Raw genomic sequence first — 25,220 nt, 5'->3', positions numbered from 1 at the left:
ATTTTGCTTCCTAAACACTCTTCTTAACTGATTAAACTATTCTCAAATATCATCACTTATAAAAAAATAGGAGCTGATGCATCTGTTGATAGCTAGCCCCTATTCTCATGCAGTGGTAGATTAGTTTTGTCCCCCACAAATTTGTTCTGTTGTAATTTTGCCTACCTCTACCATATTACTAATCTCACTAAATCCGTTTTTTTCTAGTAGTTGAGCAATTGTTCCATTCTCTTTTAATTCTTGTAACTTTTCATTGTACGCATTACGTAATTCTTCATCTTTTAAATTAAATGCTGCTGCACCGTAACTTGGAACCCCTTCTACATCTGGTTGTTCAAAAGTTTCAACAAACTCCAAAGCATCTGTAGCTGCAGACTCTAAGGCCATCTTTACTGTCATTTCAGTACCAGTTGTAGCATCTGCACGTCCAGCTTGAATTGCAGAGAAAGTTGCTGGAATATCTGGAGCTGTCATAATTTGATCTGGACTTACCCCTTCTTCTTGTAAAAAGCCAATCTCAGTTGTACCTTCCATTACGACTACTTTTAAATCTGGGTTTGAAGCAATATCTTTATAACTTTGAATATTGTTAGGATTATTAGCAGCTGTTATTAATCCTTCTCCATATTTCATTTCAGGCTCACTAAATAATACACGTTCACAACGATCTGGCTTAATGGCCATCCCTGCTGTAATTACATCAAACTGACCTGCTTGTACACCTGGAATTAGTTGACTGAAGTCAGCTAATTGTGCATCAACATTTTCAATTCCTAATTCTTTAAACACAGCTTTTGCGATGTCTACATTCGCACCTTTTAGTTCACCGTTTTCTTCATAGGCATAAGGTTTTTCATTGGCGAACCCAATTTTCACAGTACCCGATTGTTGTAACTGTTCCAATTTACTTTTCGCAGGATCAGCAGATGTTTCAGTAGTTCCTTCAGATCCACCACAAGCTGCTAGAACAAGTAACATCAAACCTATCAATATAGTAAACAAGCCTTTTTTCATTTAAAAACCCCCTATTATATGTTTTCAATTTCAATATTTGATAGCTAAAAATTCTGTTTTACAATTATCAAAAACTATAAAAAATATACCTATCACATTTTTCTGAATTTACAGAAAATTTTAGTTAAACTAGAAACATACAACTATAGGTTCATCAACTCTTATATGGAAAAAGTTTTTTCTCTCTCTCTACAAATTCCAGATTGTTTAACCTACACCACAGTAACCGAACTAAAATAACTTATTATGTTCTCATCACTAATAGGATTGGGATACTTCAACTGAAGCTAGTGATTTTCGAAGATCGATATTAATTAAATCAATTAAAATAGAGAAACCAGTTTCTACTTTTCCAGCACCTGCGCCGATTAGCGTAATGGGACCAGCTAAATCGCATAGATACGTAATCGCATTTGTCGCTCCAGTAATATTAGCTAATGGATGATACAAGGAAACCATCTCTGGTTTTACAGAAGCAATCACGCGATCTCCCTCTTTTTTAAGTTTCGCAATCAGCTTCCACTTTTTCCCCTCAGCTTTTGCCATTTCAATATCCTCACTTGTTAAATGAGAAATACCCACTCGTTCTACGTCTGTAATTGTCAAAGGATGTTTAAGTATGACATTTGATAAGATGACAATTTTGTATAGTGCATCAAATCCTTCAACGTCACTTGTTGGATTTGCTTCTGCATATCCTAATTTTTGTGCTTCTTTTAAAGCTTCTTCGTAGGATAATCCTTCTTCCATTCGAGTGAGCATATAATTCGTTGTTCCATTTAAAATACCTTGAATTTCCGTTATATTGTTACCTGCTAGAGATGTTTCAGGCATTCTTAAGGCGGGTGTACCACTCATTACAGAACCTTCATACCCCCATTGGACATGTTGTTTTTCAGCCAAAGCCTTTAATTCACCATAAGCCAATGCGACAGGACCTTTATTACTCATAATGACATTTTTACCATGTTCAAAAGCACATTTACAATGATCGATTGCAGGTTGACCTGTTTGTATGTCTGTAAAAGTAACCTCTACAATCGTCTCTGCATTCGATTGTTTTATAGTTTCAAAACTGTTTAGCCCACGGACTAAACCGATTTGGTGTGGATAATTATCAAAATTCCCATTTTCTTTAATGCATCTTAATAATTCTTCAATTGAAAGTCCCTCTGGATGATAGATAGATCCCTTCATCATATCGCTTACTGCTACAATAGAAATATCTAATCCATACTGTTCCTTAAGAAAGCCATATTTCTGTTGTACAATTTCTGCGAATCCTTGACCAACAACACCAAAACCCAATAGTGCTATGCGATGTACCATACTTCTATTCACTTCCTTAAATGAGGATATTTTTTTCTTTTTTGCGGTAATACCACTTCTTAATGCAAAATTTTTGTAAAACCGTTTATTTAAAATATTGTGTGGAGATCTCATGAATATTAGTTGTATTCCAAAATTTGCTTAGTATTGTTGCTACTACAGTCAATTGAAATATGAGCGTCATGCCTATATGCATACATGACGCCATATTTTAGAGGAAAATGAATGAGATGTCTTTATATGATAGGAAGAGCATCCATATTTGTTAAAAAGGGATAGTTGCCCTTTCCCGTGTTATTTTCCGACAAGCACAGTTTGCTCTTTTAAGATCGCAAATGCTTGTTGAAGATCTTGAATTAAGTCTGCTGTATCTTCAATACCTGCTGAAATTCGAACTAACCCTTCTGGAATACCTACTGCAGCTCGTTCTTCTGGTGTACATTCAACATGGCTTGTTGTTCTAGCAGGACCATAAGTTGTCTCTACTGCACCTAAATTTGCAGCACGATTAGCATATTGAAGATTTGGTAATAAAATTCTTACAGCATCCATACCGCCTTTTACAGCAAAGCTTAGCATACCACCAAAGCCTTTCATTTGTTTCTTAGCGATATCATGATTGATATGTGACTCTAACCCTGGATAATAAACTGCTTCTACTAACTCTTCTTGTTCTAAGAATTGCGCAATAGCCAATGCATTTTTTTGTTGTTGCTCAACACGTAATTTTAATGTTTTCATTCCACGTAATAGTTGATATGCTGCCCACGGGTCCAACGTTGCCCCATTAATTTCACGGTAATGGTAAATTGGTTCAATCAACTCTTTAGCTCCACAAACGACACCACCAAGAGCATCTGCATGACCACCTAAAAATTTCGTAGCACTATGTAACACAAGATCTGCTCCAAGTTCAAGTGGATTTTGATTGATTGGTGTAGCAAATGTATTATCAACTACGACGATTGCTCCTGCTTCTTTACCTTTTCTTGCCATTCTTTCAATATCAGTAATTTTAACTGTTGGGTTTGTTGGTGTTTCCAAATAAAGAATTTTGCAACCTTTTTCAAGTTCTTTTTCAATCGCTTCGTGATTTCCTGTTTCACATAAAGCTACTTCAATGTTTAGTTGTGGTAAAAATTCAGTAAAAATTTTGTTTGTACCACCATAAGTATCTTTGATTGAAACGATTCGGTCCCCAGGTCTCAGGAATGTATAAAGTGTGTTACTAATTGCTGCCATACCCGTTGAGAAACTTGTTGCAGCCTCTGCACCTTCTAAAATTTTCACTTTATCTTCAAACGCTTGAACTGTTGGATTTGTATTTCTTCCGTAAATATGACCCTTCTTTTTACCTGTAGCTACTTCATACCATTCATCCATATCATCATAGTTATAAGCAACACTTACAACAACAGGTACTTGTGTTGCACCGTGTACTAATACTTCCTTTTCTCCAGCCCAAACTGCTTTTGTCCCAATATTTACATTTTCCTTTGTCATCTTTACCCCTCCGTTAAACTTGTAATTTTTTATATTCAACTAATTGACTATTTGCAAATCTCGCAATCACTGTATCTTGTACACCAGTTCCAGTTAAATCGCATACTGTAATTTGTTGATCATTTTGACGACCTTTTTTCAGTCCCGCTGTAAGCTCACCAATTTCTAAAATTGTTGAATCTTCAACACTTAAAATATTTTGTTCAAGTGCATGATGAAGTTCGCCTAATCGGAAGCATTGCTCCTTTACATCACAAACTACAATATCTGCTTGCTTAAAAATAGATGAATCTAGTTCTTGTTTATGCTCTGCATCCGAACCCATTGCTGTAATATGAAGTCCAGGATGTAACCACTCAGCCTTAATAAGTGGTTCTGTAGATGGTGTTGTCGTGATTACAATCTCACTTTCCTTCACTACCTCTTCTACACTTTTGGCTACGATTACTTTTTTTCCTAACTTCAATTCCATATCTTTTGCGTAACTTTGTACAGATTCTTCATTTCGCCCATAAACGTAAATAGTTCTAAAATCTCGCACATAGGATAGTGCTTCAATTTGATAACGCGCTTGTACGCCAGTACCAATAACACCTACACATTTCACTTGGCTTTTTGCCAAATATTTAGCTGCGACCGCACCAGCTGCTGCAGTTCGTACATCTGTTAGGTAACCGTTATCGAGTAAAATTGATTCAGTTAATCCAGTCCTTGTCTGGAACAAAATCATCATTCCACTCAAACTAGGTAAACCAAGTGAAGGATTATTAAAAAATCCTGAAGAAATTTTAATCGCAAATGAATCTAGCCCTTTTATATAGGCAGTTTTAACATCCACTTCACCGTGATGTTCTGGTAAATCGACTCTCATGATTGGCGGTAAAGTAACATTTCCTTTCGCAAGTGCCGAAAATCCATCTTCAACAATCTCAATTGCTTTTGAATTTACTTTGACAAAGTTTCGAATTTCTTCTTCATGAAATATGTTCATTGAAACCCACCCTTTAATACACTTTCGTCGAGTTTTTGACAAATAACTGGCGAGGGAAGTTTGCGAAAACTTCAATACCACTCTCTGTTACACGGAAAGATTCACTTAGTTCTACCCCATAATTGTCAAGCCAAATTCCCGGTATACAATGGAATGTCATATTTGGTTGTAAAACTGTTTTATCCCCAGGTCTTAAACTCGCAGTGTGCTCGCCCCAATCTGGTGGGTAGTTTAAGCCCATTGAATAACCAATACGGGATTCCTTTTCAAATCCACTCTTCGCAATTGTTTTTCTCCATACGGCCTCAACCTCTTCACAAGTTATACCAGGCTTGATTGCATCAAGTGTTGCATTTAAACCTTCTACAACTACATCCGCTAAGTATTTTACTTTTGGATCTGGTTCGCCGATAAATAGAGTTCTTGATAACGGTGAATGATATCGGTTGTAACATCCTGCTAATTCTAAAATAACGGGAATACCAGATTGATATTTTTCATCAGTCCATGTCAAATGAGGAGTTGATGTTCTTTCACCCGAAGGTAAAAGCGGCATAATAGCAGGGTAATCACCACCGAACTCTACTGTCCCACTAATTTGTGCATGCATGATTTTAGCAACAACATCACATTCTCTTACGCCCTCTTCAATAGCATCAATCCCTGTTTTCATTGCACTTTCAACGATTCTAGCAGCTCTTCTTATATATTCAATTTCTTGATCTGATTTAATAAGTCTTACATAGTTTACTAATGATGTGGCATCAACAAATGAGGCTTGAGGAAGTCCAATTTGTAATTGTGTGAAGCATTTTGCGGTAAAATAATAAGTATCCATTTCGACACCGACAGTCCCATTCGTTTGACCAATTTCTTTTAAAATATCGCAAACAAAGTCCATAGGATGTCTTTCTGTCGATTGAACGTAATGATCTGGGTAACCAATAATGTGGTTTTCTCCTAACCAAGTTGTAACTCTCGCACCGTTTGCATCTTGATTACGACCAATCCAAAATGGTTCTTCCTCATCTAATAAGACAATTAGCAATTGATGAACATAAAAAGACCAACCATCATAACCTGCCAAATAATTCATATTAGCTGGATCGGTTACTAGTAGAACATTTATCCCCTTTTCTGCCATCTTCTTTTTTGTCTTTTTCAATCTTTCCTTATATTCAGAAACTTCAAAAACTGCCATTTCACAAGCCTCCTTTGTTATGACAAATCACTATAAAACTTTATGATTTATTAGATAGAATTATAGAGTTTCTTGAACACCAAAAACAATCTGTCAACTTGTATGAAATTATTAGACAATTTTGATATATGTTTATTTTTAAAATTATTTTTATCTTTTATTTCATTTTTTGTAAAATTATAAATTATTATGTGTTAGAATATGTTACATATTAATTCGAAGGGAGTTTCATAGATGACCATTTCGATACCTACTTCAAAAATTAAAACGACAAATTCTAACATTACAGTTCAAAATGTTTGGGAAGCAAAACGTCTAATTTCCTCTGTAGTTAAAAAGACTCCTCTAATCTATTCAAAAGCAATTTCAAAGCAATTTGGAGCAGAAATATATTTAAAGTATGAACATCTTCATGAAAGTGGCGCTTTTAAATTTAGAGGTGCTGTCAACGCAATTTATCAATTAACCGACGAAGAAAAATCAATTGGTGTCACTACTTTTTCAACTGGAAATCATGGTTTTGCTGTAGCTTTAGCTGCAAAAAAATTAGGCATTAGATCCCGTATTTGCGTTTCGGAACATGTTCCAAAAGCCAAGATAGATGCTATTAAATCTTTAGATGCTGAACTTGAAATATTTGGCAACGGGCAAGACGATGCTGAACAACGTTGTTATCAATTAGAAAAAGAACAAGGACTTACTGTTATACCTCCTTTTGACCATCCACATGTAATCGCTGGCCAAGGAACGATTGCACTTGAGATTCTTGAGGATCTTCCTTCGATCAATTGTGTCATTGGTGGATTATCTGGAGGTGGACTACTTTCAGGAATTGGGTTAGTTATGAAAAATACTAATCCAGATATCGGTGTCATTGGAGTTTCAATGGAAAAAGGGGCCGCTATGAATGCAAGTTTAAAGGCAGGAAGACCAGTATCAGTAGTGGAAGAACCATCAATTGCGGATAGTCTTCTAGGAGGCATTGGCGAAAATAATCAATACACATTTAACATGGTGAAACAATTTGTAGATCAATCGTATTTAATTCCAGAAGAAACAATAAAAAAAGGTATGGCTTATTTATATAAAGAGCATCGAATTGTTGTTGAGGGCGCTGCTGCGATTGGGGTTGGTGCAATTCTCGACAATTTAATACCAGTTAAGAAAGATTCAAAGGTTGTAATTATTGTTAGTGGGAATAACGTAGATACACCAGTTCATGCAAATTCAATTAAACAGTATTTATAGTCATTAATGTTCTTCAGATAGGAGGAGATTTCATTGCAATATACTGTGAAAGATGTCTTATCTATTCCATTTTTTGCAACTGCTAAACTTCGCTCTGGTGAAAATATCATTTCAACTCAACTTGTAGATTCCGTTACTGTTATGGAAATACCCGTGGAAGATTTCGTAAGAAAAAATGAACTCGTCCTAACTACAGCTATCGGTTGTGGAAATAACACAGATTTATTTTTATCCTACGTAAAAGATATTTACCTTTCTGGTGCAGCAGCCCTGGGCATTGCAATAGGCAGACACGTAGATTGCATCCCACAAGAAATACTAGATTTTTGCGAAAAACATAATTTCCCATTAATTGAACTACCTTGGGAAGTCCGTTTTTCAGATGTGATCAAATACATTCTAGAACAACTAAATAAATGGGAAAAGTCAACAATGATTAAAGCAGATAGCTTACAACGAGAACTGTTAAAACTTTATTTAGATAATCATCCTTTAGAAGATGTCCTTATCTATTTATCTAAGGAATTTCAAATGGATACCGAACTTCATTATAATAGTGACATAATAAAGTTCATTAATAATAATCCTAATCAAAATACTATTCAAAATTTAAATGAAATCGAGAATCATACAATAATCCGACATCAAAATGGGCATTTCACTCAGATTATACCTGTCTTTATTGTTTCTCAAGAACCTTGCTATCTAATACTGAATACAAAAAGATTTAATTCTTCCCCTATTCCAAAGTCCGTCATAAATCAAGTAGTTGGAATATTAACTCTATGGATACAGAAAGATATTGCTATCTTAAACAATAAGAAAAAAGAATCAGAAGAATTTATTAAATGTTTGTTAAAAGGTAATTGGAGTGACAAAGAAGAGTTTATTAAGACAGGCAAAAAATTAGGCTACTCTATTCAATTACCCTACGTATGTATAGTTGGGCAACCCGAAAAATTAGAAGAGTTCTATCAACATAAAAAAGAAATAAAACAAGACATCGAAAAGGATTTTAGAAGAACTTTTTCAGAATTAGTAGAATCTACAGCTCAAAATATAAAGAAACAAATAATTTATACTTTTCACCGTGAGTTAGTCGTAATCTATCTAGAATGTACAGGTGATTATGTAGCAGAAGAAGTAAATGAATTTTTAGATGCGATTGACGTATTAGTTGAAAAGAAAAGGATCCCAACTTGTTCTTGGGGAATTGGGGAGAATCATGCAGGTAGATTTACGTTTCACTTGAGCTATAAAAATGCAAGAACAGCTTTAGAAATAGGTAGGAGTCATCAAGGACCTGGAGTTAGGAGTACATTTGCTAGTACTGGAATTTACCAATTACTAATTTCACTTTCAAATAATCAATTTTCTACAGAACTAATGCACTCAACAATTGGTGCTGTTGCTGCATATGACAAAAATAATGGTTTAGATTTATTACAAACCCTTGCAACCTATTTACACCATCAAGGAAATGTGAGTCAGACAGCACGCACTCTTTCATTGCATCGACAATCATTATTGTATCGTTTGCGTAAAATTGAGTCATTGACTAATCGATCTTTGAATGAACCTGATGATATTTTTTTACTCCAATTTTGTTTGAAACTTTGGACAGTTCGATTTGAACATATTGCCTAAGAAATAATACTAAAAAATAAACGAAGGATGTACTGAAAAGACACCTTCGTTTTTCTATTAAATTTCATTCATTAATTCTTTGTATTCTTCAAACCATTTTTCCCATTCATTTTCAGGATGTTCCAATGTTTTATTCTCCACCACTGCTTCGAATATGTTTAAACATACATGCCAACCTGCTAGATCTTTAGGTGTGTGATCTGTTAATTCCGAAATAAATTCTTTTAATATAAATAGACAACCGTCTCCCATAGGTTGTAGCTCAAATCTAACAATATCTGCTCCCCATTCAAACTCTAAAACAGCAGAATCAACAAAATCAGTAATCTTCATTTCTTCGTACCGATCCGTGCCATCATTATGATGAAATTTTATTAATCCATCTTTCCTTAAATCCACAATTTCTAAGTGACTCATCCATATTTTCAACTTATCATTTTCTGTAAGTACAGCCCAAACTTTTTCGATAGGATGATTAAATAGACGGTCAAATTGAGCTAAATAGCCTTTTTCAGCATTTACTATAGTAGCTAGCATGAACATTCCTCCTTTTGTAGAAATTGTAACATGCATTATAATCTGCACAAAAATATTTCCCCATAAAAGAACAGTTTAATTCGTCACTGACGCATTAAACTGCTCTAAAGTTACGCTAAATAAGCTTCTTTTATTTCATCATTCTCTATTAATTCAGTTCCCTTGCCACTTAGAACAATGGAACCGTTTTGTATGACATAACCACGATGTGCAATACTTAGTGCTTGGTACGCATTTTGTTCAACTAAAAGGATTGTAATACCCATTTTGTTTAATTGTAAAATAATTTCGAAAATTTGTTCCACAATTATTGGCGCTAATCCCATTGAAGGCTCGTCTAGCATTAATACATCCGGGTTCATCATTAAAGCACGGCCAATTGCAAGCATTTGCTGTTCCCCACCACTCATCGTTCCACCTTTTTGACTTAACCGTTCCTTTAATCTAGGGAAATGTCCAAAAACAAATTCCATTCTTTCTTCAATCACTTGTTTTCCTTTCACCGAGAAAGCTCCCATTAAAAGGTTTTCTTTTACTGTTAAATTCCCGAAAATTCTTCTACCCTCAGGAACATGTGCAATTCCTAATAGCGTCGTTTCATGAGGTGGTCTATTTGAGATTTCTTTATCTTTATAAAAAATTGAACCAGTCTTCACTTTTGCTAGTCCACTAATTGACTTTAATGTAGTAGATTTCCCTGCTCCATTACTCCCAATTAAGGTAACAATTTCGCCTTCATTTACGTCAAAACTAATCCCTCTTAAAGCTTGAACCGCTCCATAGTATGTTTCGATATTTTTCACTTCTAACATAGGCATCATTTCTCACTCCTTCACCCTATTGTACAGCTGCTGAACCTAAATAGGCTTCGATTACTTTTGGGTTTGTTCGAATTGCCTCCGGATTTCCTTCTGCAATCTTTTCACCATGGTCTAGTACAAAAATTTGTTCAGAAAGTTCCATAACAAGCTTCATATCGTGTTCAATTAGAAGAATTGTAACCCCGAACTCTTTTCCCATTCTTTTAATAATGTCTGTGAGTTCTTTTGTTTCCTTAGGATTCATTCCCGCGGCAGGTTCATCGAGTAATATTAATTTGGGCTGTGTGGCTAAAGCACGGGCAATTTCAAGTTTTCTTTGTGCTCCATAACTTAGGTTGTTAGCTTTTTCATTGATAAGGTGTGAGAGCTCAAAGTACTCTAATAGTCGATAGGCTTCTTGTTCTGCTTGTAACTCTTCTTTTTTTGTATTCGGTAAACTTAAAAAGATTCCAAACAAACTGGTCTTCAAGTGATTATGCATCCCTACCAGTACATTTTCAATGACAGACATTTCCCCAAAAAGACGTATATTTTGGAATGTTCTTGAAATCCCTTTTTTCGCTACCTCATCTGGTTTTAATCCTACTATTGATTGACCTTTTAGCTTTATTTCTCCTGCTGTAGGTTGATACACACCTGTAATCATATTAAAAAAGGTTGTTTTACCCGCTCCATTTGGTCCAATGACTGCTGTAATGGAACCTTCTTTCACATTCATAGAAACGTCTTTATTTGCTGTGAGTCCACCAAATTCTTTAGTTAAATTGGTTACTTCTAAAATATCCATGCCATCCCTCCTACACTTGGACTTTTTCATTTTCGACTACAACTGAATCCTTATTTTCAATATCTTCTGTTTTCTTTGAAACTTTTAATTTACTTGCATCAAATATTTTATTTTTTGAAGGGATTAAGCCTTTAGGTCGATACAATGCAAATAACACTAAAATAGCACCGAAGATAAACTTTTGCATTTTCGCAGGAGAAAGTGCATCTGGAATTGACACAATCCCATTTAAACTAAGTTGGTTTACCCAGTTTGTTAATTCTGTTAAAACTTGTAGATTTAAAACCGTTACTACAGCCGCGCCAAGAATAACCCCTGGCACACTACCCATACCACCAAGCACAACCATTACCAGTATCGTAAATGATTCCATCAATGTGAAACTCGTTGGATCAATAAAGGCTTGTTTGGCTGCAAACACAACCCCCATCATTCCTGAAAACGTTGCACCTAACGCGAATGCTAGTAATTTTGTTTTTACTAATGGAATCCCCATCGCTTGAGCCGCAATTTCATTTTCACGAACAGCTTTCCAAGAACGTCCTAATTTTGAGTGTTCTAGACGTAAAACTGCAAAAATCGTAAAAAGTAAAATAACTAAAGTAACAAAATAGAATTGATTTGGAAAAACTAGCTCTATACCAAAAATTTTTGGTGGCGTGACAGATGAAATACCCATAGCGCCGCCAGTAAAGTTAATTGGTCTATCTAAGTTATTGAAAACAATACGGATAATTTCACCGAATCCTAAAGTTACGATTGCTAAATAGTCACCCTTAACTCGAAGTACTGGAACCCCAATCAATACCCCTGCTATAGCAGCACATATACCACCAATAATTAAAAACGCCCAAAAACTTTCCCCACCAAGAGGGTAAACCCCAAATGGCATAAAGTTTGAAGCTTGAGGTGTTGCAAAAATACTATAGGAGTAAGCCCCAACAGCAAAAAATGCAACAAATCCTAAATCAAGAAGTCCAGCCATACCAACTACGATATTTAGACCTAATGCCATAGAAATATAGATTCCTACCATTGTTGCTACTTCCATATACGATTGAAACGCCGGCCCACCACTAGAAGCAAATGGAATAAGGAAGAATAACAGCCCTGCTGCAACAATCCATTTTGTCACCTTTTTTAAGTTCATATAATGAAGAACAAGTAACGAAGCAAGTAATAATAAAAATGATACAACTGATTTTTGAGAAAAATATAACGCAGAAGAAGTTACAGCGATGAAGACGCTAAAAAGAATAACTTGTGACCATTTATGTTGTAAAAATGATGAAAACTTTGCTTTCATAATCAGTCACCTACACTTTCTCAGCAGTTGGTTTACCAAGCAAACCTTCTGGCTTAAATATTAATACTAAAATTAAGATGGCAAATGCAAATACATCTTTATATTCTGCACCGAATATTCCACCAGTAAGTAAAGATAGATTAGCCGCTGCAAACATCTCCATTACCCCCAGCATAATACCACCTAACATTGCACCTCGAATATTACCAATTCCACCTAATACTGCGGCAATAAATGCTTTAAGACCTAATATAAAACCGATATAAGGATCAATTGTCCCGTATTGCAATGCAAATAAAACTCCTGTTGCACCACCTAATGCTGAACCGATAAAAAACGTAATTGAGATGACTTTATTTACATTAATAGACATCAATGCTGCTGTTTCTCGATCTAATGCTACTGCTCGCATAGCAGTTCCCCACTTTGTTCTATTAACAAAGAAGTCTAGTGTAATCATTAGTAAGATTGCAACGGTTAGTACAATTAAAAAAGAAGTTTTGAAACTTGCATCATTAAAAACACTCGAAATTGCTGAGGTCTTTAGGTTAATATTTTCCGAAAATAACGAAGGTCCTGTCACAATATAATTTCCACTTGTTAATTCGGCAATAAATCGAATAACATCTTGTAAAACAAAGGAAATCCCTATTGCCGTAATTAGAGGAATTAATCGTGGGGCATTACGAAGTGGACGATAGGCTATTCTTTCCATACCCACACCAATAAAACCAGTGATACTTGCTGTAATTACCAGTACGATAATAAGCAAAAGAATTTGAGGAATTGCTGATCCCCAACCCATAATCATGATAAAAAGAGCCGTACCAATAAATGCACCTGTCATAAAAATTTCACCGTGCGCAAAGTTAATTAACTGTAAGATTCCGTAAACCATCGTATACCCAAGTGCAACAACCGCATAGACAGCTCCTAATGTTAGTCCATCTATAAGTACTTGAGGCAAAGTCTGAAACATTTCTAGTAGCATAAAAACCCTCCCTTACTATAATTAATGAAAAAGTGTTGAGAAAAATTTCATCTCAACACCCTTTCTCAAAACTTCAAATCTTACAAACTAATTTCTCCTTGAAGCTTAGCTGGGTAGCTTGCTTCATCAAATTTGTATAAGTACACTTTTCCGTTAACATTATCGCCTTTTTCGTCAAATGTAACTGTTGTTAATACACCTTGATAATCTTTAATTGCACGTACTTCTTCAGCCACTTTTTCTTTTGGAGGAAGTTCACCATTATTTTCATTAATAGCCTTTTCTAAAGCATATAAAAACGCGCCCATAGAATCGTAACCATATACAGAGTATGATTCAGGATTTTTGTTAAACTTTGCTTTATATGCTTCAACAAATGCTTGACCTTCTTCTGTAGCAGTACTATCACCTGCAACAGAAGTAATATAAACATCAACAACAGATTCACCAGCGATATCAACTAGACCAGAAGAATCTAAACCATCTCCACCCATAATCGGAATATCTATACCTTTGTCACGGGCTTGTTTAATAATAATTCCAGCTTCCGCATAAATTCCACCGAAATAAATTAAATCCGGTTTTTTATTAGCTGCTAGGTTAATTACACCATTGAAGTCTTTTTCCCCAACAGTAATACCTTCATATCCAACGATTTCTGCACCTAATTCCTCCGCTTTAGCTTTGAATGCATCCGCTAAACCTGAACCATAAGCAGTTTTATCTTGAATAATAAAGATTTTCTTTACTCCTAATTCTTCCACTGCATACTTCGCTCCAGCTGGTCCCTGCTTATCATCTCGAGCAACGATTCGGTTTACAGTTTTTAAACCGCGCTCAGTTATTTCAACTGCAGTATTCGCTGGAGAAATACTTGCAATATTATACTTTTCATATACTTCAGTTGAAGGAATCGCTACACCTGAATTGTAATGACCGATTACGCCATAAATTGCTTCATCTGCTCCAATTAAGTTTGCATTGGAAACCCCTTTTTTCGGATCTGCTTGGTCATCATACGGTTCAAGTTGAAGCGTATAGCCCATTTCCGAAAACTTTGCTGCTTCTTCTTCAAGCTTCATTTGGGCACCTAATTTCATAGATTCACCAATAATTGCATTTCCACCAGATAGAGGTGTTTGAGTTGCAATTTTAATTACTTTAGAACCCTCTGCTGCCTCACCACCAGTAGTAGTGGATTCTTCTGTTGTTGTAGTACTCGAAGAACAAGCTGCCAACAGACCAACCGTCAATAAACTTGATAGAAATAAACTTGCACTTTTCTTTAGTTTCATAACCTAACCCCCTATTTCTATTTATCTTTTCAAAAACTAGTTGAACTACTAGTTTCTTCAAGTATAGAGATGTAGGCATAATTTCACAGCAAGTTTGTTAGAAGTTCTGACAAACTTTTTTTGATGAAGGTGATGAATAAGGCGCAACTTGTCATAATTCAACATATTTCGTGTTAGAAAAGTTAACACAAGATTAAAATTTTTATTGTCTTTACAAAAGTTAGTATGTAAAATATAGAAAAGGAATTTATTTTTTCTGAAAATTTAGAATGAAGGGCGGCGGATAAATGCCTTGGAGTGATGGCTCTTATAAAATCAAGAAGGTAATCTCAATTGGAACAGTAAGTGAATTAACAGGACTTTCTGAAAGGCAAATCCGATATTATGAAGAAAGGAAATTAATTTTTCCAGAACGATCGAAAACTGGTATTAGGAAATATTCCTTTCAAGATGTAGAAACTTTAATTGAAATTGCTAATCAACTTGAAGAAGGGGTTTTGACGCACGAAATCCGAAAAGAGCTTAAGCGACGAGAACAGCTGATAGACCCAAAAGTAGTACGCAATTCCTTGTTACAGGGGCAATTAAATGCACATTTTAAATAACAAAATCAAAGATACTCACTAACAAAAAAAGACTAACGAATTGTTAGCCTAAATCTTCACTTCTTCATAAAACTAATATTTTGATTTAAATCCCTAACCCATCAATCACAATTTGAACTTGCACTTTTACTCCATTTATTAGAGAAGCTTCTGATATATTAAAATTTGGATGATGATTCGTATAACCAAATCCTTGTTCTTCATTACCTGCACCGAGCCATAATAAACAACCCTTAATTACTTTTGTATAATTAGAAAAATCTTCGCTTAATTTTAATCGTGGAAGATCATACACAAAACCTTCGCCCAACACTTTTGTTGTGGCTTTTCTTGCTTTTACTACTAATTCCAGACTATTATTTACACTTGGATACCCTCGAACATACTTCAATTCGTACTTAGCATCATACAGAGCGGTAATATGTTCGATTGTGTTCTTAACTCGAATTTCAACTTGATCGCGTAAATTCTCATTCTTAATAACAATTGAACCGTTTAACCGTGAACTTTCCGGGATAATATTAGAATCATGATTTGAACGGTAATCACCAACCATGATTAATTCAATTTCATCTGGTTTAATGCCTCTTATCACATTTGTACCTAAAGATGCCTCAATTTTAGAACATACTTTATTTGGATCCACTTTAGTATCTGGGGAATTTAACTCTTTCCCTTTTATATTCAAGAAAAAACCATCTGCTGTAATGTTTGAATAACCAGTAGTTAACCCAATTGCTCCTTCCTTTAAATTAGGTATTAAATGTAATGCGTAAATTTCTTCGACTTCATTTATAGCCCCACTCTCAATTAATATCTGAGCACCACCCGGTTGTTGTTCCTCACCATCCTGAAAAATAAATTTCACTTTACCTCTTAGCTGATTTTTCATTTTTGATAGAACAAAAGCAGTTCCCAATAATATAGCTGTATGTGCGTCATGGCCACATGCATGCATGACACCATTTACTTTCGACTTAAACGGTAGATCTGTTTTCTCTTGAATTGGTAAAGCATCTATAGCAGCACGAAAGGCAATGGTTTTACCTTCCCCTGCACTACCCACTAATGTAGCCACAATACTTGTAACAGTTGGTCTGGATAACTCCAAGTTTGGGAAAGAAGATAAAATATCATAAATATAATTAGAGGTATTAAAGCCTTGAAACGACAATTCAGGATGTTGATGTAAATATCGCCTCCATTCAATTATTTTTTCATACGGTATTTCACTAGTCCAGTCGCCCATACTTTCCTCCGACGATTGATAAATTATTTATTATCTTTTACTAATTAGCTTTCTTTCTTCTTAAAAGATTATTCGTATTAACTGAGAAAAAATAAAAGAGCTGTTCATTGAGAATAATAATGAACAATCTCTTCTTAATTTTAATTATTTTATTTTAATGCAAGCCAAACTCGATTTTGTTCTTCATGTACAGAAATGGGACGACCATAAAATTCAGAAAGTGTTGATTCTGTTAGGAGTTCCTGCGATAAACCTTTTGCAAATACCTGTCCTTCTTTTATTAATAACGTATGGTTAAAACAAGGTAAAATTTCTTCTGTATAATGTGTAACAAGAATTAATGTTGGAGCATCTTCTCTTTCAGCTATTTTCCCAATAAAATGAAGCAGCTCTTCTCTTGATATTAAATCTAATCCATTACATGGTTCATCTAAAATTAAAATTTTTGGATTTGCCATTAATGCTCTAGATATTAGAACACGTTGTCTTTCACCTTGAGAAAGATACTCGAATTGTTCGTCTTCTAAATGACTACAATTTAATAGCTCCATATAATGTCGTGCTAACTCTACATCTTTTTTTTCAACCTCTTCATATAACCCAATTGAACCAAACTTCCCACTTAAAACAATACTTAATACACTATCAAATCCTCTTAATTGCTTTTGGAGTGAGGAACTTACTAATCCAATTTCTTCGCGAAGTTTAGGAATATAAGATTTGCCAAAGACGTGATCTAATACCTCAACATCGCCTTTAGTAGGAAAAATATATCCATTCACAATATTTAATAACGTCGTCTTCCCAGAACCATTTAATCCAAGTATTGACCAATGTTCCCCATTTTTCACTTGCCAATTGACATCTTTTAATATTTGCTTTTTATTTCGATAAACTGACACGTTTTCTAATGTAATCATTTTTTCTTCCCCCAATACATACGTTATTAATCTTTCATTTTTTCTTATATTGAACAATTAAAATAACAAATATGGTTCCCGCGCATAGAATATTTAAAATTGCTAGTACTCTTTCTTCATTCCAATACAAGAAGCTTTGGATGATGAAAATTATGATTAATCCAATGCCAATCAATCGCATTAGGCCAGGTGATTGTTTCAGCATTTTATTCACTCCAATATATCAAGTGCCAAACAACCTACCAAAATAGTTTCACATCTTGTAAAGGTAAAATTCTCATTTTAGATACCCCTAATACAGAATCTAATGGAATTAATCCAAAGTGACGACTATCTTGACTTCTTAAACGATTATCTCCAAGAACAAAAAGATATCCACTCGGAACCACATTTTCACCTGTAATTTCTTCCAAAGTGAAATTTTCAGTAATTCGATTTTTTATATTAAGGCTTGATTCTCTATTTACATATGGCTCTTCGTATTGTTTGTCATTTACTATTAAAATATCATCTTTCATTTCAATAGTATCGCCAGGAAGTCCGATCACACGCTTAATATAATACTCATCTTCATAAGGTGACTTGAACACTATTTGGTCAAAACGATCTATGTCACTAATTTTACTGACAATGATGACATCTTCACTTTCATATGTTGGCATCATAGAAGCACCTTTTACAACAATCGGCGAAAAAATATATTCACGGCATAAAAAAGCGATCATGATTCCAAGAAAAATGGCTTTAAACCAAGACATCAATGTTTTAGTCGTATTTATATTTTCGTTCATGTCACCACTCACCACCCCTTACAGAATATTTTGTATATTTTATATTTTACATCAATTGTTTGGACTTTGGGAAATAGTAAATTAAAAAACATCATGATAATAAACTTTTTAAATGCTTTTTAACTTCTGGCCATTCATCTGAAGTCACACTATACATTACTGTATGTCTCATAGATCCATCTTTTCTGATCATATGATTTCGTAATATCCCTTCATATGTTGCACCTATACGTTCAATCGCTTTTTGTGAACGCATATTCTCATGATCTGTTTTTATTTGAACTCGAAGCCAGCCAAGAGTTTCGAAACAATAGGTTAATAATAGAAATTTACAATTAGTATTAATTGGACTTTGCCAAACACTAGGAGTTAACCAAGTAAATCCAATTTCTCCTCGTTTATGATTTTTTGATATATCCATTAATTTAGTAGAACCAATTATTTTGTTAGACTTTGCACTAACGATAACAAATGGCAGTTCTGTACCTTCTTTTTTAAGTTGAAGTGAAGTTTCTACATACTTCCGTACATCCTCAACACTATTAATGGTAATCGACATGTGTGTCCAAATTTCTGGATGACATGCGACAGCATAGATCCCATCAACATCCCCTAATTCCATCGGTCTTAACCTAACGATCTCGTTTTCTAATCGAATAATCTCTTCCATCCCCTCACTCCTCCCACTAATAATTCTACTTTACCATGACTTTTCTTATTTATTCCAATTAAAAAGTGGAAGGTTTCCCCTCCACTTAAATATTATGTGTATTGTCTCATCCACATCATAAAATTGTTTACCACGGAATCAATAAACAATACAGTTGGTTCATCAATTAGATTCCCTTGTTCATCAAATTTTGTGTGACAAGCTCCTACATACACTTCATTCCCCATTAATACAGGTGAAGATAATCCTCCTGCGAATAAAATATCGCGTAGATGCATTTGAGCTTTTACTGTTCCTAAGTTACCCATGGACGCCCCCATAATCCACGAAGGTTTCCCAATCATGACTTTATCTACACGTGAAAGCCAATCAATTGCATTTCCTAATACACCTGGAATTGTTGCATTATATTCTGGTGTAACCCAGAGAACTGCATGAGATTCTTTTACTTTCGCTTTAAAGTCAACAATCTCTTGGGGAGGATTTTCTTCAATATCTTGGTTATACATTGGAAGGTTCTCTAAACTTAGAACCTCCATGTCAAAATGATTTTTATAACGCGATTGAATAAAGTTCGCTAATTTTTTGTTATAAGAATCTTTACGTATACTACCGACAATTGCCACAATTTTCATTTCGCCAATCTCCTTTTAGTAAACTGTTATCATTTTTGTTTTTCCCTTCTACCAAAAAAATCATGACTGTTATGTTGTACCATCCAATAAATCTCTATCTTTTAAGAAATTTTAATTCTATCTAACCTATTAATACCATTTAAAGAACCCTTTCTTCAATATGAGAAAGGGTTTGGTCAACACTTATTTGTTTCGAATTGTTTTTAATGCAGTACTCCAAGAGATCACTTGGTCTAACATATCTTTAACTGATTGTTCTTGTACTTCTTTTGGTTTGAACACGTTCCCATTTTCAAAATCAGTGAATAATGACAATGCTGGGTGTACTCTAACATCTGCAACTAACAATTCACCTAAAATTCCACGTAAATGTTCTGCTGCACGTGCTCCACCTACTGAACCGTATGAAACGATTCCAGCAGCTTTGTTGTTCCATTCTTCACGAAGTAAGTCTAATGCGTTTTTAAGCGCACCAGTAATTGAGTGGTTGTATTCTTGTACGATGAATACAAACCCATCACAACCTTTAACTTTTTCTTGCCATTGTGAAATACCTGAAGCGTCACCATTTGGATCACCTAAGAAAGGTAATTTAAAATCTGCAATGTCAATAATTTCGTAAGTTGCATCTCCACGGCTATCAGCTACTGTTTTAACCCATTCACCAACTTGAGGACTAACGCGACCTTCACGTGTGGAACCTAAAATAATACCAATTTTCAACATTTTTCTTCCTCCAGTTTTGAACATTAATAACTTCCTTAATATTACCAAGTAAATTACTTAAAAAGCCCTTGTAGCTTCCTGAGCCTTTAAGGACTATTTACAATATAGAAATTCCCAACATCTCAGAATAATATTCAATAGTAACTGACCTCAAGAAGTATTTTATACAATAAAGGTTGCTAAATATTTGGAGGGTATTATTACACATCTTCAAACCTCGAATGAAAATACCAATCTATAACTGATTTGCATGAAGTCCAACCTTTTTCAAATAATCAATTAAAGTACTTACTTCTTGATCTGAAAGCTTATCAAAAATCTCTTCAATTTTCTCTACATGTTCGGGAAAGATTTTATCCATTAGTTCTTTCCCATTCTCTGTGATTCCTGCATATGTGACACGTCTATCTGTTGGACAAGCACGTCGCGTTACATAATTCTTTTCCTCTAACTTATCAACCACATATGTAATACTACTACTAGCAATCAATATTTTTTTACCGATTACTTGGATAGGTTGGTCACCCTTATGGTACAACAATTCCAGAACAGCAAATTCTGTTTGATTTAAATTATATTTAGCAATATCTTTTTTTGTTGCATCTTGAACTGATTGTGCAGAACGAAGTAGGACAGTGAAAGCCTTTAGTTTTTCATTTATTTCCATTGTCAACTTCTCCTTCCCTCTTATTATCTCGAATGTAATTATCTTTAATTCGAAATAAATGATATCATTTGATTACTTACATGTCAAATAAAGTAGGGTCGAGCCCTACCCTACTAAAAAGATTCAAAGCCGACTTTTAGCAGGTAATAGTAACTTTAATATACATACTTGCACAAAATACATCGAGATTTAGAGGTAAACACTCGGAAAGCAAGACTTTTCTAACGACGAGGTGATGTTGTTGCTTGCCCATAGCATCATAAGGGGCTATTCACTTATTCAACAGCCCCTATAGACTATTTACTTCACTCGTTTTCCACAACAAATTTTAATTTCAATAGTTTATTGTTCCAAAATCTTTCATAGTAAGAAAGCCAATCTCTCAATTCAGTTAAAGGTTCGGGGTGTAATCTATAAATTTTCTCTCTACCGGATCTTGTCCCATTGACGAGATTTGCTTTCTCTAATACATGAAGGTGCTTGGCAATAGCCGTTCGACTCATATCAAAGTGTGATGTAATTTCAGCGATGGAAAGATTGTTATCTAATAATAAATGAAGGACTTCACGACGTGTCGGATCTGCTATCGCCTGAAATACATCATAGTTTTGAGCTGTAGACATATTACGCTTCAACTACTTCTTTAAATTTATGTTGTACAATGCCCACCCATCCTTTTGACATTGTATCTCTAATAACAGAGCTTGGTTTTTGAGCTTTCTCGATAATTTCCTCTCCTTCTTTCCAACCTCCATGAATGAGAGTAAATTCAGTTTGATCTCCAACTTCTTTTAAAATGAATGTCACAACCCAACCATCCGTATCCCATTGAAAGGATAGGCGATTAGGTTTATCAATTTCTAAAACCTTGCAAGGTGAAGGACCAAATGGAGATTGAATATGAAATTCAAATCCTTCTTCTAATATAAAATCATTTGGCATAAACCAAGATTCGATACCTTCTGCTGTAGAAACATAGTTCCAAACCTTTTGAATAGGTGCATTTACTAAAACCGTTTGTGTTATATCAGGTAATTTATTGTTCATAGCTATTCTCCTTAATTTAAATATAAAACCAATTAGTTTTACTTCTCGATTATATAAAACCAAATGGTGTTATGTCAAAGGTCAAAATTCACTAATAAATTATGATTGACTATAAGTTAACTTCTGAAAGTTTTTTTGAAGATCCTCAACTACATATTGTATACTTGGAAGCTCATTGATTTCTGGAATTTCCTTCTTTGTTACACTTGTTTGACGATTTGCAGCAATTGCCATTGTTTCAAATATAAAAAGTAATTGAGAAATCCCTTTCTCTGACAATATGGGACGATCCTTTATGTTGGAATACTTCTCCAATAAGAAACCTAACTGTTCAATAGAATAAACAATTGCCCAATAGTATTCAATTGCTTTTTTATTCACTGGTATTTCACCAGAAGCTGTATCATAAACCGTTTTTAAATTTTTAATATTCGTTTGCATTTTATTAATTTCTGTACTGTTTTTTAAATCGATTTTTTGTTCTTGACCCGAAAATAAGGCAAATAACACTTGAGCTTGACTACGTATTGTTTTTGATACTAAATGAGGTAATCTACTCGATGCAGACTTTTTCCCAACAACCCAAACACCTATTAGTCCAATTATTATGCCTATTGCAACGTCAATTAGTCTAGCTGAAGCGAAATAAGTAAATGCAAACTTTCCTTGTGAACCGCTTTCTGCCATTAATAACGCATTGGGGGTAAAGAAAAGAGCTGCTAATCCATAATTCTTTACAATAAACAATTCGGTTATAAAAGTTAAAAGGAATACTAAAAAGGGAATCACAAATCCTGATGGATGAAAAGCAAGAATGACGCTTGCAATTAAGATGCCCACTACTGTGCCAAAACTACGCTGTATCGCACGATGAAACGTTGCAACTGCATTAGCACCAGACATAACTGCTACACAAGATAACGGTACCCAGAAAGAACGGTTTAATTCATATTCATAGGCTAGTATAGCTGCAAGTACTATAAAAAGACCAAATCTTAAGGCATTGATCAAAATAATTGAATTTTTATCGAATGCTCCTAATAGAGTTTGTTTTGCAGATGGATTTAAAATATGCATTTGTTCTTTCAAAGTTAAACTACTTTCATTCAGACTATCTTTTGCAGCTGTTATTTCCATAAACAATAAAGTACTCTTTTCATCCATTTCATTCGGATGAGGTAAATTATTATTTAATGAATCATTAATTATAGAGCCCGATTCAATCAATGCAGCTATTATTCGAACTGCTTCGCCAAATTCAGAGGATAGACTCTTTTGGCATTCATCAAATTCATCTACAACATATAAGAATATTTTATTAGCATAAATATTTAAAACAATTAATCGCTTGTATATATCTTTTGTATGCCAGGGGTTGTTTCCCACCGTTAACGTTTGATCTGCTTCTTTTAATGAAGACATTACTTTATTTTTTGCATCATTAAATTTTTCTGTACCTATAGAATCAACTAGGTTTGCTAGATCTAAGTAAGTTCGTCTTACAACATCTTTTTCTGGACCATGTGGATTAAATAACCACCCACTCATGGCAATTATCCACGAAAGTACTCCCCCGAGGAATGTCAATCCTGCACGTAAAAAAGCTTCATTAGGTGCAGTTGGCATTCCCGTTGTCATCGCAAAAACTAAAACAAAAAAGATAGCAGATGGACCAATTAATTGAAATGCTCCAAAAATGAACATTGCTATACTTCCAATGATACCCATCAAGATTGCAGTGAAGATGGGGTATGGAGCTACTATTGTTCCAAGGAAAACACACGCAGTAATTCCTAGCACACAAAACGTTAATTTCCTTGCTAATTGAGCATAAGGTATCGGAAATACGTACAAATATGTAAATCCGCCTAACCCAGCAATAAGACCATACTCTAAATTACCGAATAATAAGCCAATACAAATAGGAAGACCTGCGGCAACACCTGCCAAAAAAGCTTTTAACCATGGGAAAGGCTTTTTATTTACTATAAGTGCTTGTTTAAAAATGGACGGTGTCTTTTCTGTTTTCCACATGTAATTTCCTCCTAATAAAAAACTGATACCTATTTCAACGTTCCTTTTTGAAACTAACATAATCAAGAAAATCACTTAGCCCAAAATATTAGCCCGACCCCAAACAGGTCGAGCAGATATACATTCTATGTGGATAACATAAATCAAGTTTTTGTTCTTTATAATTGATTAACTGCGTTTAGTATTCATTGTATTTTTAGGATTTATTCAATTCTCTATTAACTATCGGTACAACTTTTGTTGCAAGTAGTTCAATTGTCTTTGCAATTTGCTTAAACGGTATACCGCCTATATCTACTTGGGCTAAAAATCGTTCATGACCAAACAATTCATGTTGGTAAAGAATTTTCTCAACGATTTGATCGGGACTTCCAACAAATAGGGCACTTCTTTCACCCGTCATCCCCTCAAATCCTTGTTTTGTTAGTCTAAAACCCATACCACGTTGTTTATTTACATATGACCAATAATTTGTATAATAAGGATAAAATTCCTCACGAGCCTTTTTGATGCCGCAAAAGAAGCTGGCCATTCTTACGAAAGATTAAAAATTGGTGTTACCGGACATACGTATATTTCAGAAACGTTGGAAATAGCAAGCGCCATTCCGACCCCTAATCTCCCTGCTCGTAAAGCACTTTCGTAAGTTCCCCCTACCCCAATCCATAAAGGTAATTCTCTTTGAACGGGTCTAGGGGCAATTTCTGCATCATTCAATGATGGTCGAAATTTTCCTTCCCATGTTACTTTCTCATTTTTATTTAGCAAATTGAATAACTCAATATTTTCTTCAAATAATTGATCATAATCACGAGTATCAAAACCGAAAAGTAGGAATGATTCAATAAACGCACCTCGTCCAGCTAGTATTTCTGCGCGACCTCCTGAGATTAAATCTAGTAATGCAAAGTCTTCAAATAAACGAACTGGATCTAATGCGCTTAGAACTGATGTCGTACTTGTTAAACGTATATTTTTCGTACATTGTGCGATGGCTGCTAAAATGACAGCTGGAGATGAAACACCATAATCCAATCGGTGAAGTTCTCCAACACCAAATATATCCAGGCCTGCCTCATCTGCGAGTTTTGCCGCTTCTATAATTTCTTTGATTCTTTCTTTTGGAGTAATCGCTTCCCCTGTAATTGGATTTGGATCCATATCTGCTAGTGAATATATTCCGATTTCAAATTTTTTCATGTGAAT

The 25,220-nt window shown here is 34.7% G+C and carries 25 protein-coding genes and 1 pseudogene; 3 read left to right on the top strand and 23 right to left on the bottom strand.

The genetic code is table 11. The annotated features are described in order from the left end of the window. Positions 1-120: 120 nt before the first annotated feature. The 5 genes from ehuB to JOD29_RS02240 all read right to left on the bottom strand — a co-directional run bounded on the left by ehuB (position 121) and on the right by JOD29_RS02240 (position 6,038). Positions 121-1,014, bottom strand: coding sequence for an ectoine/hydroxyectoine ABC transporter substrate-binding protein EhuB (gene ehuB, locus JOD29_RS02260; RefSeq protein ID WP_124761809.1), 894 nt, complete (start codon positions 1,012-1,014; stop codon positions 121-123). A 258-nt stretch (positions 1,015-1,272) separates the two neighbouring features. Continuing rightward, positions 1,273-2,343 (bottom strand): homoserine dehydrogenase, encoded by a 1,071-nt coding sequence (locus tag JOD29_RS02255; protein ID WP_124761811.1) that lies wholly within the window; start codon positions 2,341-2,343, stop codon positions 1,273-1,275. A 294-nt stretch (positions 2,344-2,637) separates the two neighbouring features. Then, positions 2,638-3,846: a cystathionine gamma-synthase family protein gene (locus tag JOD29_RS02250; protein WP_124761813.1), complete on the bottom strand. Its 1,209-nt coding sequence runs from the start codon at positions 3,844-3,846 to the stop codon at positions 2,638-2,640. A 13-nt stretch (positions 3,847-3,859) separates the two neighbouring features. Then, positions 3,860-4,837, bottom strand: a complete 978-nt coding sequence (locus JOD29_RS02245) for a cyclodeaminase (RefSeq protein ID WP_124761815.1) — start codon at positions 4,835-4,837, stop codon at positions 3,860-3,862. Between the two features lie 13 nt (positions 4,838-4,850). Next, a complete protein-coding gene (locus JOD29_RS02240) occupies positions 4,851-6,038 on the bottom strand; it encodes a M24 family metallopeptidase (protein WP_124761817.1) in 1,188 nt (395 codons plus the stop codon). A 234-nt stretch (positions 6,039-6,272) separates the two neighbouring features. Between JOD29_RS02240 and eutB the strand changes: the two genes are divergently transcribed. Together eutB and JOD29_RS02230 are read left to right on the top strand one after the other, a co-directional pair. After that, positions 6,273-7,286: a hydroxyectoine utilization dehydratase EutB gene (gene eutB, locus JOD29_RS02235; protein ID WP_124761819.1), complete on the top strand. Its 1,014-nt coding sequence runs from the start codon at positions 6,273-6,275 to the stop codon at positions 7,284-7,286. A 33-nt stretch (positions 7,287-7,319) separates the two neighbouring features. Continuing rightward, entirely contained in the window at positions 7,320-8,933 is a 1,614-nt protein-coding gene (locus tag JOD29_RS02230) for a PucR family transcriptional regulator (protein WP_124761821.1), read from the top strand. 57 nt (positions 8,934-8,990) lie between these two features. Here the strand turns inward: JOD29_RS02230 and JOD29_RS02225 are convergent, their stop codons facing one another. From JOD29_RS02225 to JOD29_RS02200, 6 genes are all read right to left on the bottom strand, one after another. Continuing rightward, on the bottom strand, positions 8,991-9,470 hold the full coding sequence (locus tag JOD29_RS02225) for an SRPBCC family protein (protein WP_124761823.1): 480 nt from the start codon (positions 9,468-9,470) through the stop codon (positions 8,991-8,993). Positions 9,471-9,580: 110 nt separating this feature from the next. Next, positions 9,581-10,288, bottom strand: coding sequence for an ABC transporter ATP-binding protein (locus JOD29_RS02220; RefSeq protein WP_124762661.1), 708 nt, complete (start codon positions 10,286-10,288; stop codon positions 9,581-9,583). A 19-nt stretch (positions 10,289-10,307) separates the two neighbouring features. Next, the gene (locus JOD29_RS02215; RefSeq protein WP_124761825.1) at positions 10,308-11,078 is read right to left on the bottom strand and encodes an ABC transporter ATP-binding protein; all 771 of its coding nucleotides are present in this window, start codon (positions 11,076-11,078) and stop codon (positions 10,308-10,310) included. A 10-nt stretch (positions 11,079-11,088) separates the two neighbouring features. Next, positions 11,089-12,384, bottom strand: coding sequence for a branched-chain amino acid ABC transporter permease (locus JOD29_RS02210; protein ID WP_124761827.1), 1,296 nt, complete (start codon positions 12,382-12,384; stop codon positions 11,089-11,091). A gap of 10 nt (positions 12,385-12,394) precedes the next feature. Then, complete coding sequence (locus tag JOD29_RS02205) at positions 12,395-13,375, bottom strand: branched-chain amino acid ABC transporter permease (protein ID WP_124761828.1); 981 nt, start codon at positions 13,373-13,375, stop codon at positions 12,395-12,397. An 80-nt stretch (positions 13,376-13,455) separates the two neighbouring features. Further along, positions 13,456-14,670, bottom strand: coding sequence for a branched-chain amino acid ABC transporter substrate-binding protein (locus tag JOD29_RS02200; protein WP_124761830.1), 1,215 nt, complete (start codon positions 14,668-14,670; stop codon positions 13,456-13,458). Between the two features lie 287 nt (positions 14,671-14,957). Here JOD29_RS02200 and JOD29_RS02195 point away from each other — a divergent pair, with 287 nt between their 5' ends. Further along, a complete protein-coding gene (locus JOD29_RS02195; protein ID WP_124761832.1) occupies positions 14,958-15,275 on the top strand; it encodes a MerR family transcriptional regulator in 318 nt (105 codons plus the stop codon). 85 nt (positions 15,276-15,360) lie between these two features. Here the strand turns inward: JOD29_RS02195 and JOD29_RS02190 are convergent, their stop codons facing one another. From JOD29_RS02190 to JOD29_RS02135, 12 genes and pseudogenes are all read right to left on the bottom strand, one after another. Then, entirely contained in the window at positions 15,361-16,524 is a 1,164-nt protein-coding gene (locus JOD29_RS02190) for an amidohydrolase (protein ID WP_124761834.1), read from the bottom strand. A 149-nt stretch (positions 16,525-16,673) separates the two neighbouring features. Then, positions 16,674-17,444 (bottom strand): ABC transporter ATP-binding protein, encoded by a 771-nt coding sequence (locus JOD29_RS02185; RefSeq protein ID WP_124761836.1) that lies wholly within the window; start codon positions 17,442-17,444, stop codon positions 16,674-16,676. Between the two features lie 34 nt (positions 17,445-17,478). Further along, entirely contained in the window at positions 17,479-17,649 is a 171-nt protein-coding gene (locus tag JOD29_RS02180; RefSeq protein ID WP_158610504.1) for a hypothetical protein, read from the bottom strand. A 34-nt stretch (positions 17,650-17,683) separates the two neighbouring features. Further along, on the bottom strand, positions 17,684-18,235 hold the full coding sequence (gene lepB, locus JOD29_RS02175) for a signal peptidase I (RefSeq protein ID WP_124761838.1): 552 nt from the start codon (positions 18,233-18,235) through the stop codon (positions 17,684-17,686). A gap of 91 nt (positions 18,236-18,326) precedes the next feature. Further along, positions 18,327-18,905 carry a GNAT family N-acetyltransferase gene (locus tag JOD29_RS02170; protein WP_124761840.1) on the bottom strand — a complete coding sequence of 193 codons (579 nt, stop codon included), beginning with the start codon at positions 18,903-18,905 and terminating at the stop codon, positions 18,327-18,329. Between the two features lie 92 nt (positions 18,906-18,997). Then, positions 18,998-19,540, bottom strand: a complete 543-nt coding sequence (locus tag JOD29_RS02165) for an NADPH-dependent FMN reductase (protein ID WP_124761842.1) — start codon at positions 19,538-19,540, stop codon at positions 18,998-19,000. A 183-nt stretch (positions 19,541-19,723) separates the two neighbouring features. After that, positions 19,724-20,266 carry an NADPH-dependent FMN reductase gene (locus JOD29_RS02160; protein WP_124761844.1) on the bottom strand — a complete coding sequence of 181 codons (543 nt, stop codon included), beginning with the start codon at positions 20,264-20,266 and terminating at the stop codon, positions 19,724-19,726. Positions 20,267-20,501: 235 nt separating this feature from the next. After that, a complete protein-coding gene (locus JOD29_RS02155) occupies positions 20,502-20,933 on the bottom strand; it encodes a MarR family winged helix-turn-helix transcriptional regulator (protein ID WP_124761846.1) in 432 nt (143 codons plus the stop codon). A gap of 305 nt (positions 20,934-21,238) precedes the next feature. After that, on the bottom strand, positions 21,239-21,556 hold the full coding sequence (locus JOD29_RS02150; RefSeq protein WP_124761848.1) for an ArsR/SmtB family transcription factor: 318 nt from the start codon (positions 21,554-21,556) through the stop codon (positions 21,239-21,241). Position 21,557: 1 nt separating this feature from the next. Continuing rightward, on the bottom strand, positions 21,558-21,986 hold the full coding sequence (locus JOD29_RS02145; RefSeq protein WP_124762663.1) for an SRPBCC family protein: 429 nt from the start codon (positions 21,984-21,986) through the stop codon (positions 21,558-21,560). A gap of 93 nt (positions 21,987-22,079) precedes the next feature. Further along, positions 22,080-24,014 (bottom strand): FUSC family protein, encoded by a 1,935-nt coding sequence (locus tag JOD29_RS02140; protein ID WP_158610505.1) that lies wholly within the window; start codon positions 24,012-24,014, stop codon positions 22,080-22,082. Positions 24,015-24,210: 196 nt separating this feature from the next. After that, a pseudogene (locus tag JOD29_RS02135) lies at positions 24,211-25,214 on the bottom strand (LLM class flavin-dependent oxidoreductase). Between the last annotated feature and the right edge of the window lie 6 nt (positions 25,215-25,220).

Origin of the sequence: Lysinibacillus composti, assembly GCF_016908465.1 — a bacterium.
In the GTDB taxonomy this organism is placed as follows: Bacteria; Bacillota; Bacilli; order Bacillales_A; family Planococcaceae; genus Ureibacillus; species Ureibacillus composti_A.
This window is presented reverse-complemented; position numbering and strand designations above follow the sequence as displayed.

Excerpts from the sequence above, each read along its gene's own strand:
- ehuB (WP_124761809.1), bottom strand. The coding sequence starts at position 1,014 with ATGAAAAAAGGCTTGTTTACTATATTGATAGGTTTGATGTTACTTGTT.
- JOD29_RS02255 (WP_124761811.1), bottom strand. The coding sequence starts at position 2,343 with ATGGTACATCGCATAGCACTATTGGGTTTTGGTGTTGTTGGTCAAGGA.
- JOD29_RS02250 (WP_124761813.1), bottom strand. The coding sequence starts at position 3,846 with ATGACAAAGGAAAATGTAAATATTGGGACAAAAGCAGTTTGGGCTGGA.
- JOD29_RS02245 (WP_124761815.1), bottom strand. The coding sequence starts at position 4,837 with ATGAACATATTTCATGAAGAAGAAATTCGAAACTTTGTCAAAGTAAAT.
- JOD29_RS02240 (WP_124761817.1), bottom strand. The coding sequence starts at position 6,038 with ATGGCAGTTTTTGAAGTTTCTGAATATAAGGAAAGATTGAAAAAGACA.
- eutB (WP_124761819.1), top strand. The coding sequence starts at position 6,273 with ATGACCATTTCGATACCTACTTCAAAAATTAAAACGACAAATTCTAAC.
- JOD29_RS02225 (WP_124761823.1), bottom strand. The coding sequence starts at position 9,470 with ATGCTAGCTACTATAGTAAATGCTGAAAAAGGCTATTTAGCTCAATTT.
- JOD29_RS02220 (WP_124762661.1), bottom strand. The coding sequence starts at position 10,288 with ATGCCTATGTTAGAAGTGAAAAATATCGAAACATACTATGGAGCGGTT.
- JOD29_RS02215 (WP_124761825.1), bottom strand. The coding sequence starts at position 11,078 with ATGGATATTTTAGAAGTAACCAATTTAACTAAAGAATTTGGTGGACTC.
- JOD29_RS02210 (WP_124761827.1), bottom strand. The coding sequence starts at position 12,384 with ATGAAAGCAAAGTTTTCATCATTTTTACAACATAAATGGTCACAAGTT.
- JOD29_RS02205 (WP_124761828.1), bottom strand. The coding sequence starts at position 13,375 with ATGCTACTAGAAATGTTTCAGACTTTGCCTCAAGTACTTATAGATGGA.
- JOD29_RS02200 (WP_124761830.1), bottom strand. The coding sequence starts at position 14,670 with ATGAAACTAAAGAAAAGTGCAAGTTTATTTCTATCAAGTTTATTGACG.
- JOD29_RS02195 (WP_124761832.1), top strand. The coding sequence starts at position 14,958 with ATGCCTTGGAGTGATGGCTCTTATAAAATCAAGAAGGTAATCTCAATT.
- JOD29_RS02190 (WP_124761834.1), bottom strand. The coding sequence starts at position 16,524 with ATGGGCGACTGGACTAGTGAAATACCGTATGAAAAAATAATTGAATGG.
- JOD29_RS02185 (WP_124761836.1), bottom strand. The coding sequence starts at position 17,444 with ATGATTACATTAGAAAACGTGTCAGTTTATCGAAATAAAAAGCAAATA.
- JOD29_RS02180 (WP_158610504.1), bottom strand. The coding sequence starts at position 17,649 with ATGCTGAAACAATCACCTGGCCTAATGCGATTGATTGGCATTGGATTA.
- lepB (WP_124761838.1), bottom strand. The coding sequence starts at position 18,235 with ATGAACGAAAATATAAATACGACTAAAACATTGATGTCTTGGTTTAAA.
- JOD29_RS02170 (WP_124761840.1), bottom strand. The coding sequence starts at position 18,905 with ATGGAAGAGATTATTCGATTAGAAAACGAGATCGTTAGGTTAAGACCG.
- JOD29_RS02165 (WP_124761842.1), bottom strand. The coding sequence starts at position 19,540 with ATGAAAATTGTGGCAATTGTCGGTAGTATACGTAAAGATTCTTATAAC.
- JOD29_RS02160 (WP_124761844.1), bottom strand. The coding sequence starts at position 20,266 with ATGTTGAAAATTGGTATTATTTTAGGTTCCACACGTGAAGGTCGCGTT.
- JOD29_RS02155 (WP_124761846.1), bottom strand. The coding sequence starts at position 20,933 with ATGGAAATAAATGAAAAACTAAAGGCTTTCACTGTCCTACTTCGTTCT.
- JOD29_RS02150 (WP_124761848.1), bottom strand. The coding sequence starts at position 21,556 with ATGTCTACAGCTCAAAACTATGATGTATTTCAGGCGATAGCAGATCCG.
- JOD29_RS02140 (WP_158610505.1), bottom strand. The coding sequence starts at position 24,014 with ATGTGGAAAACAGAAAAGACACCGTCCATTTTTAAACAAGCACTTATA.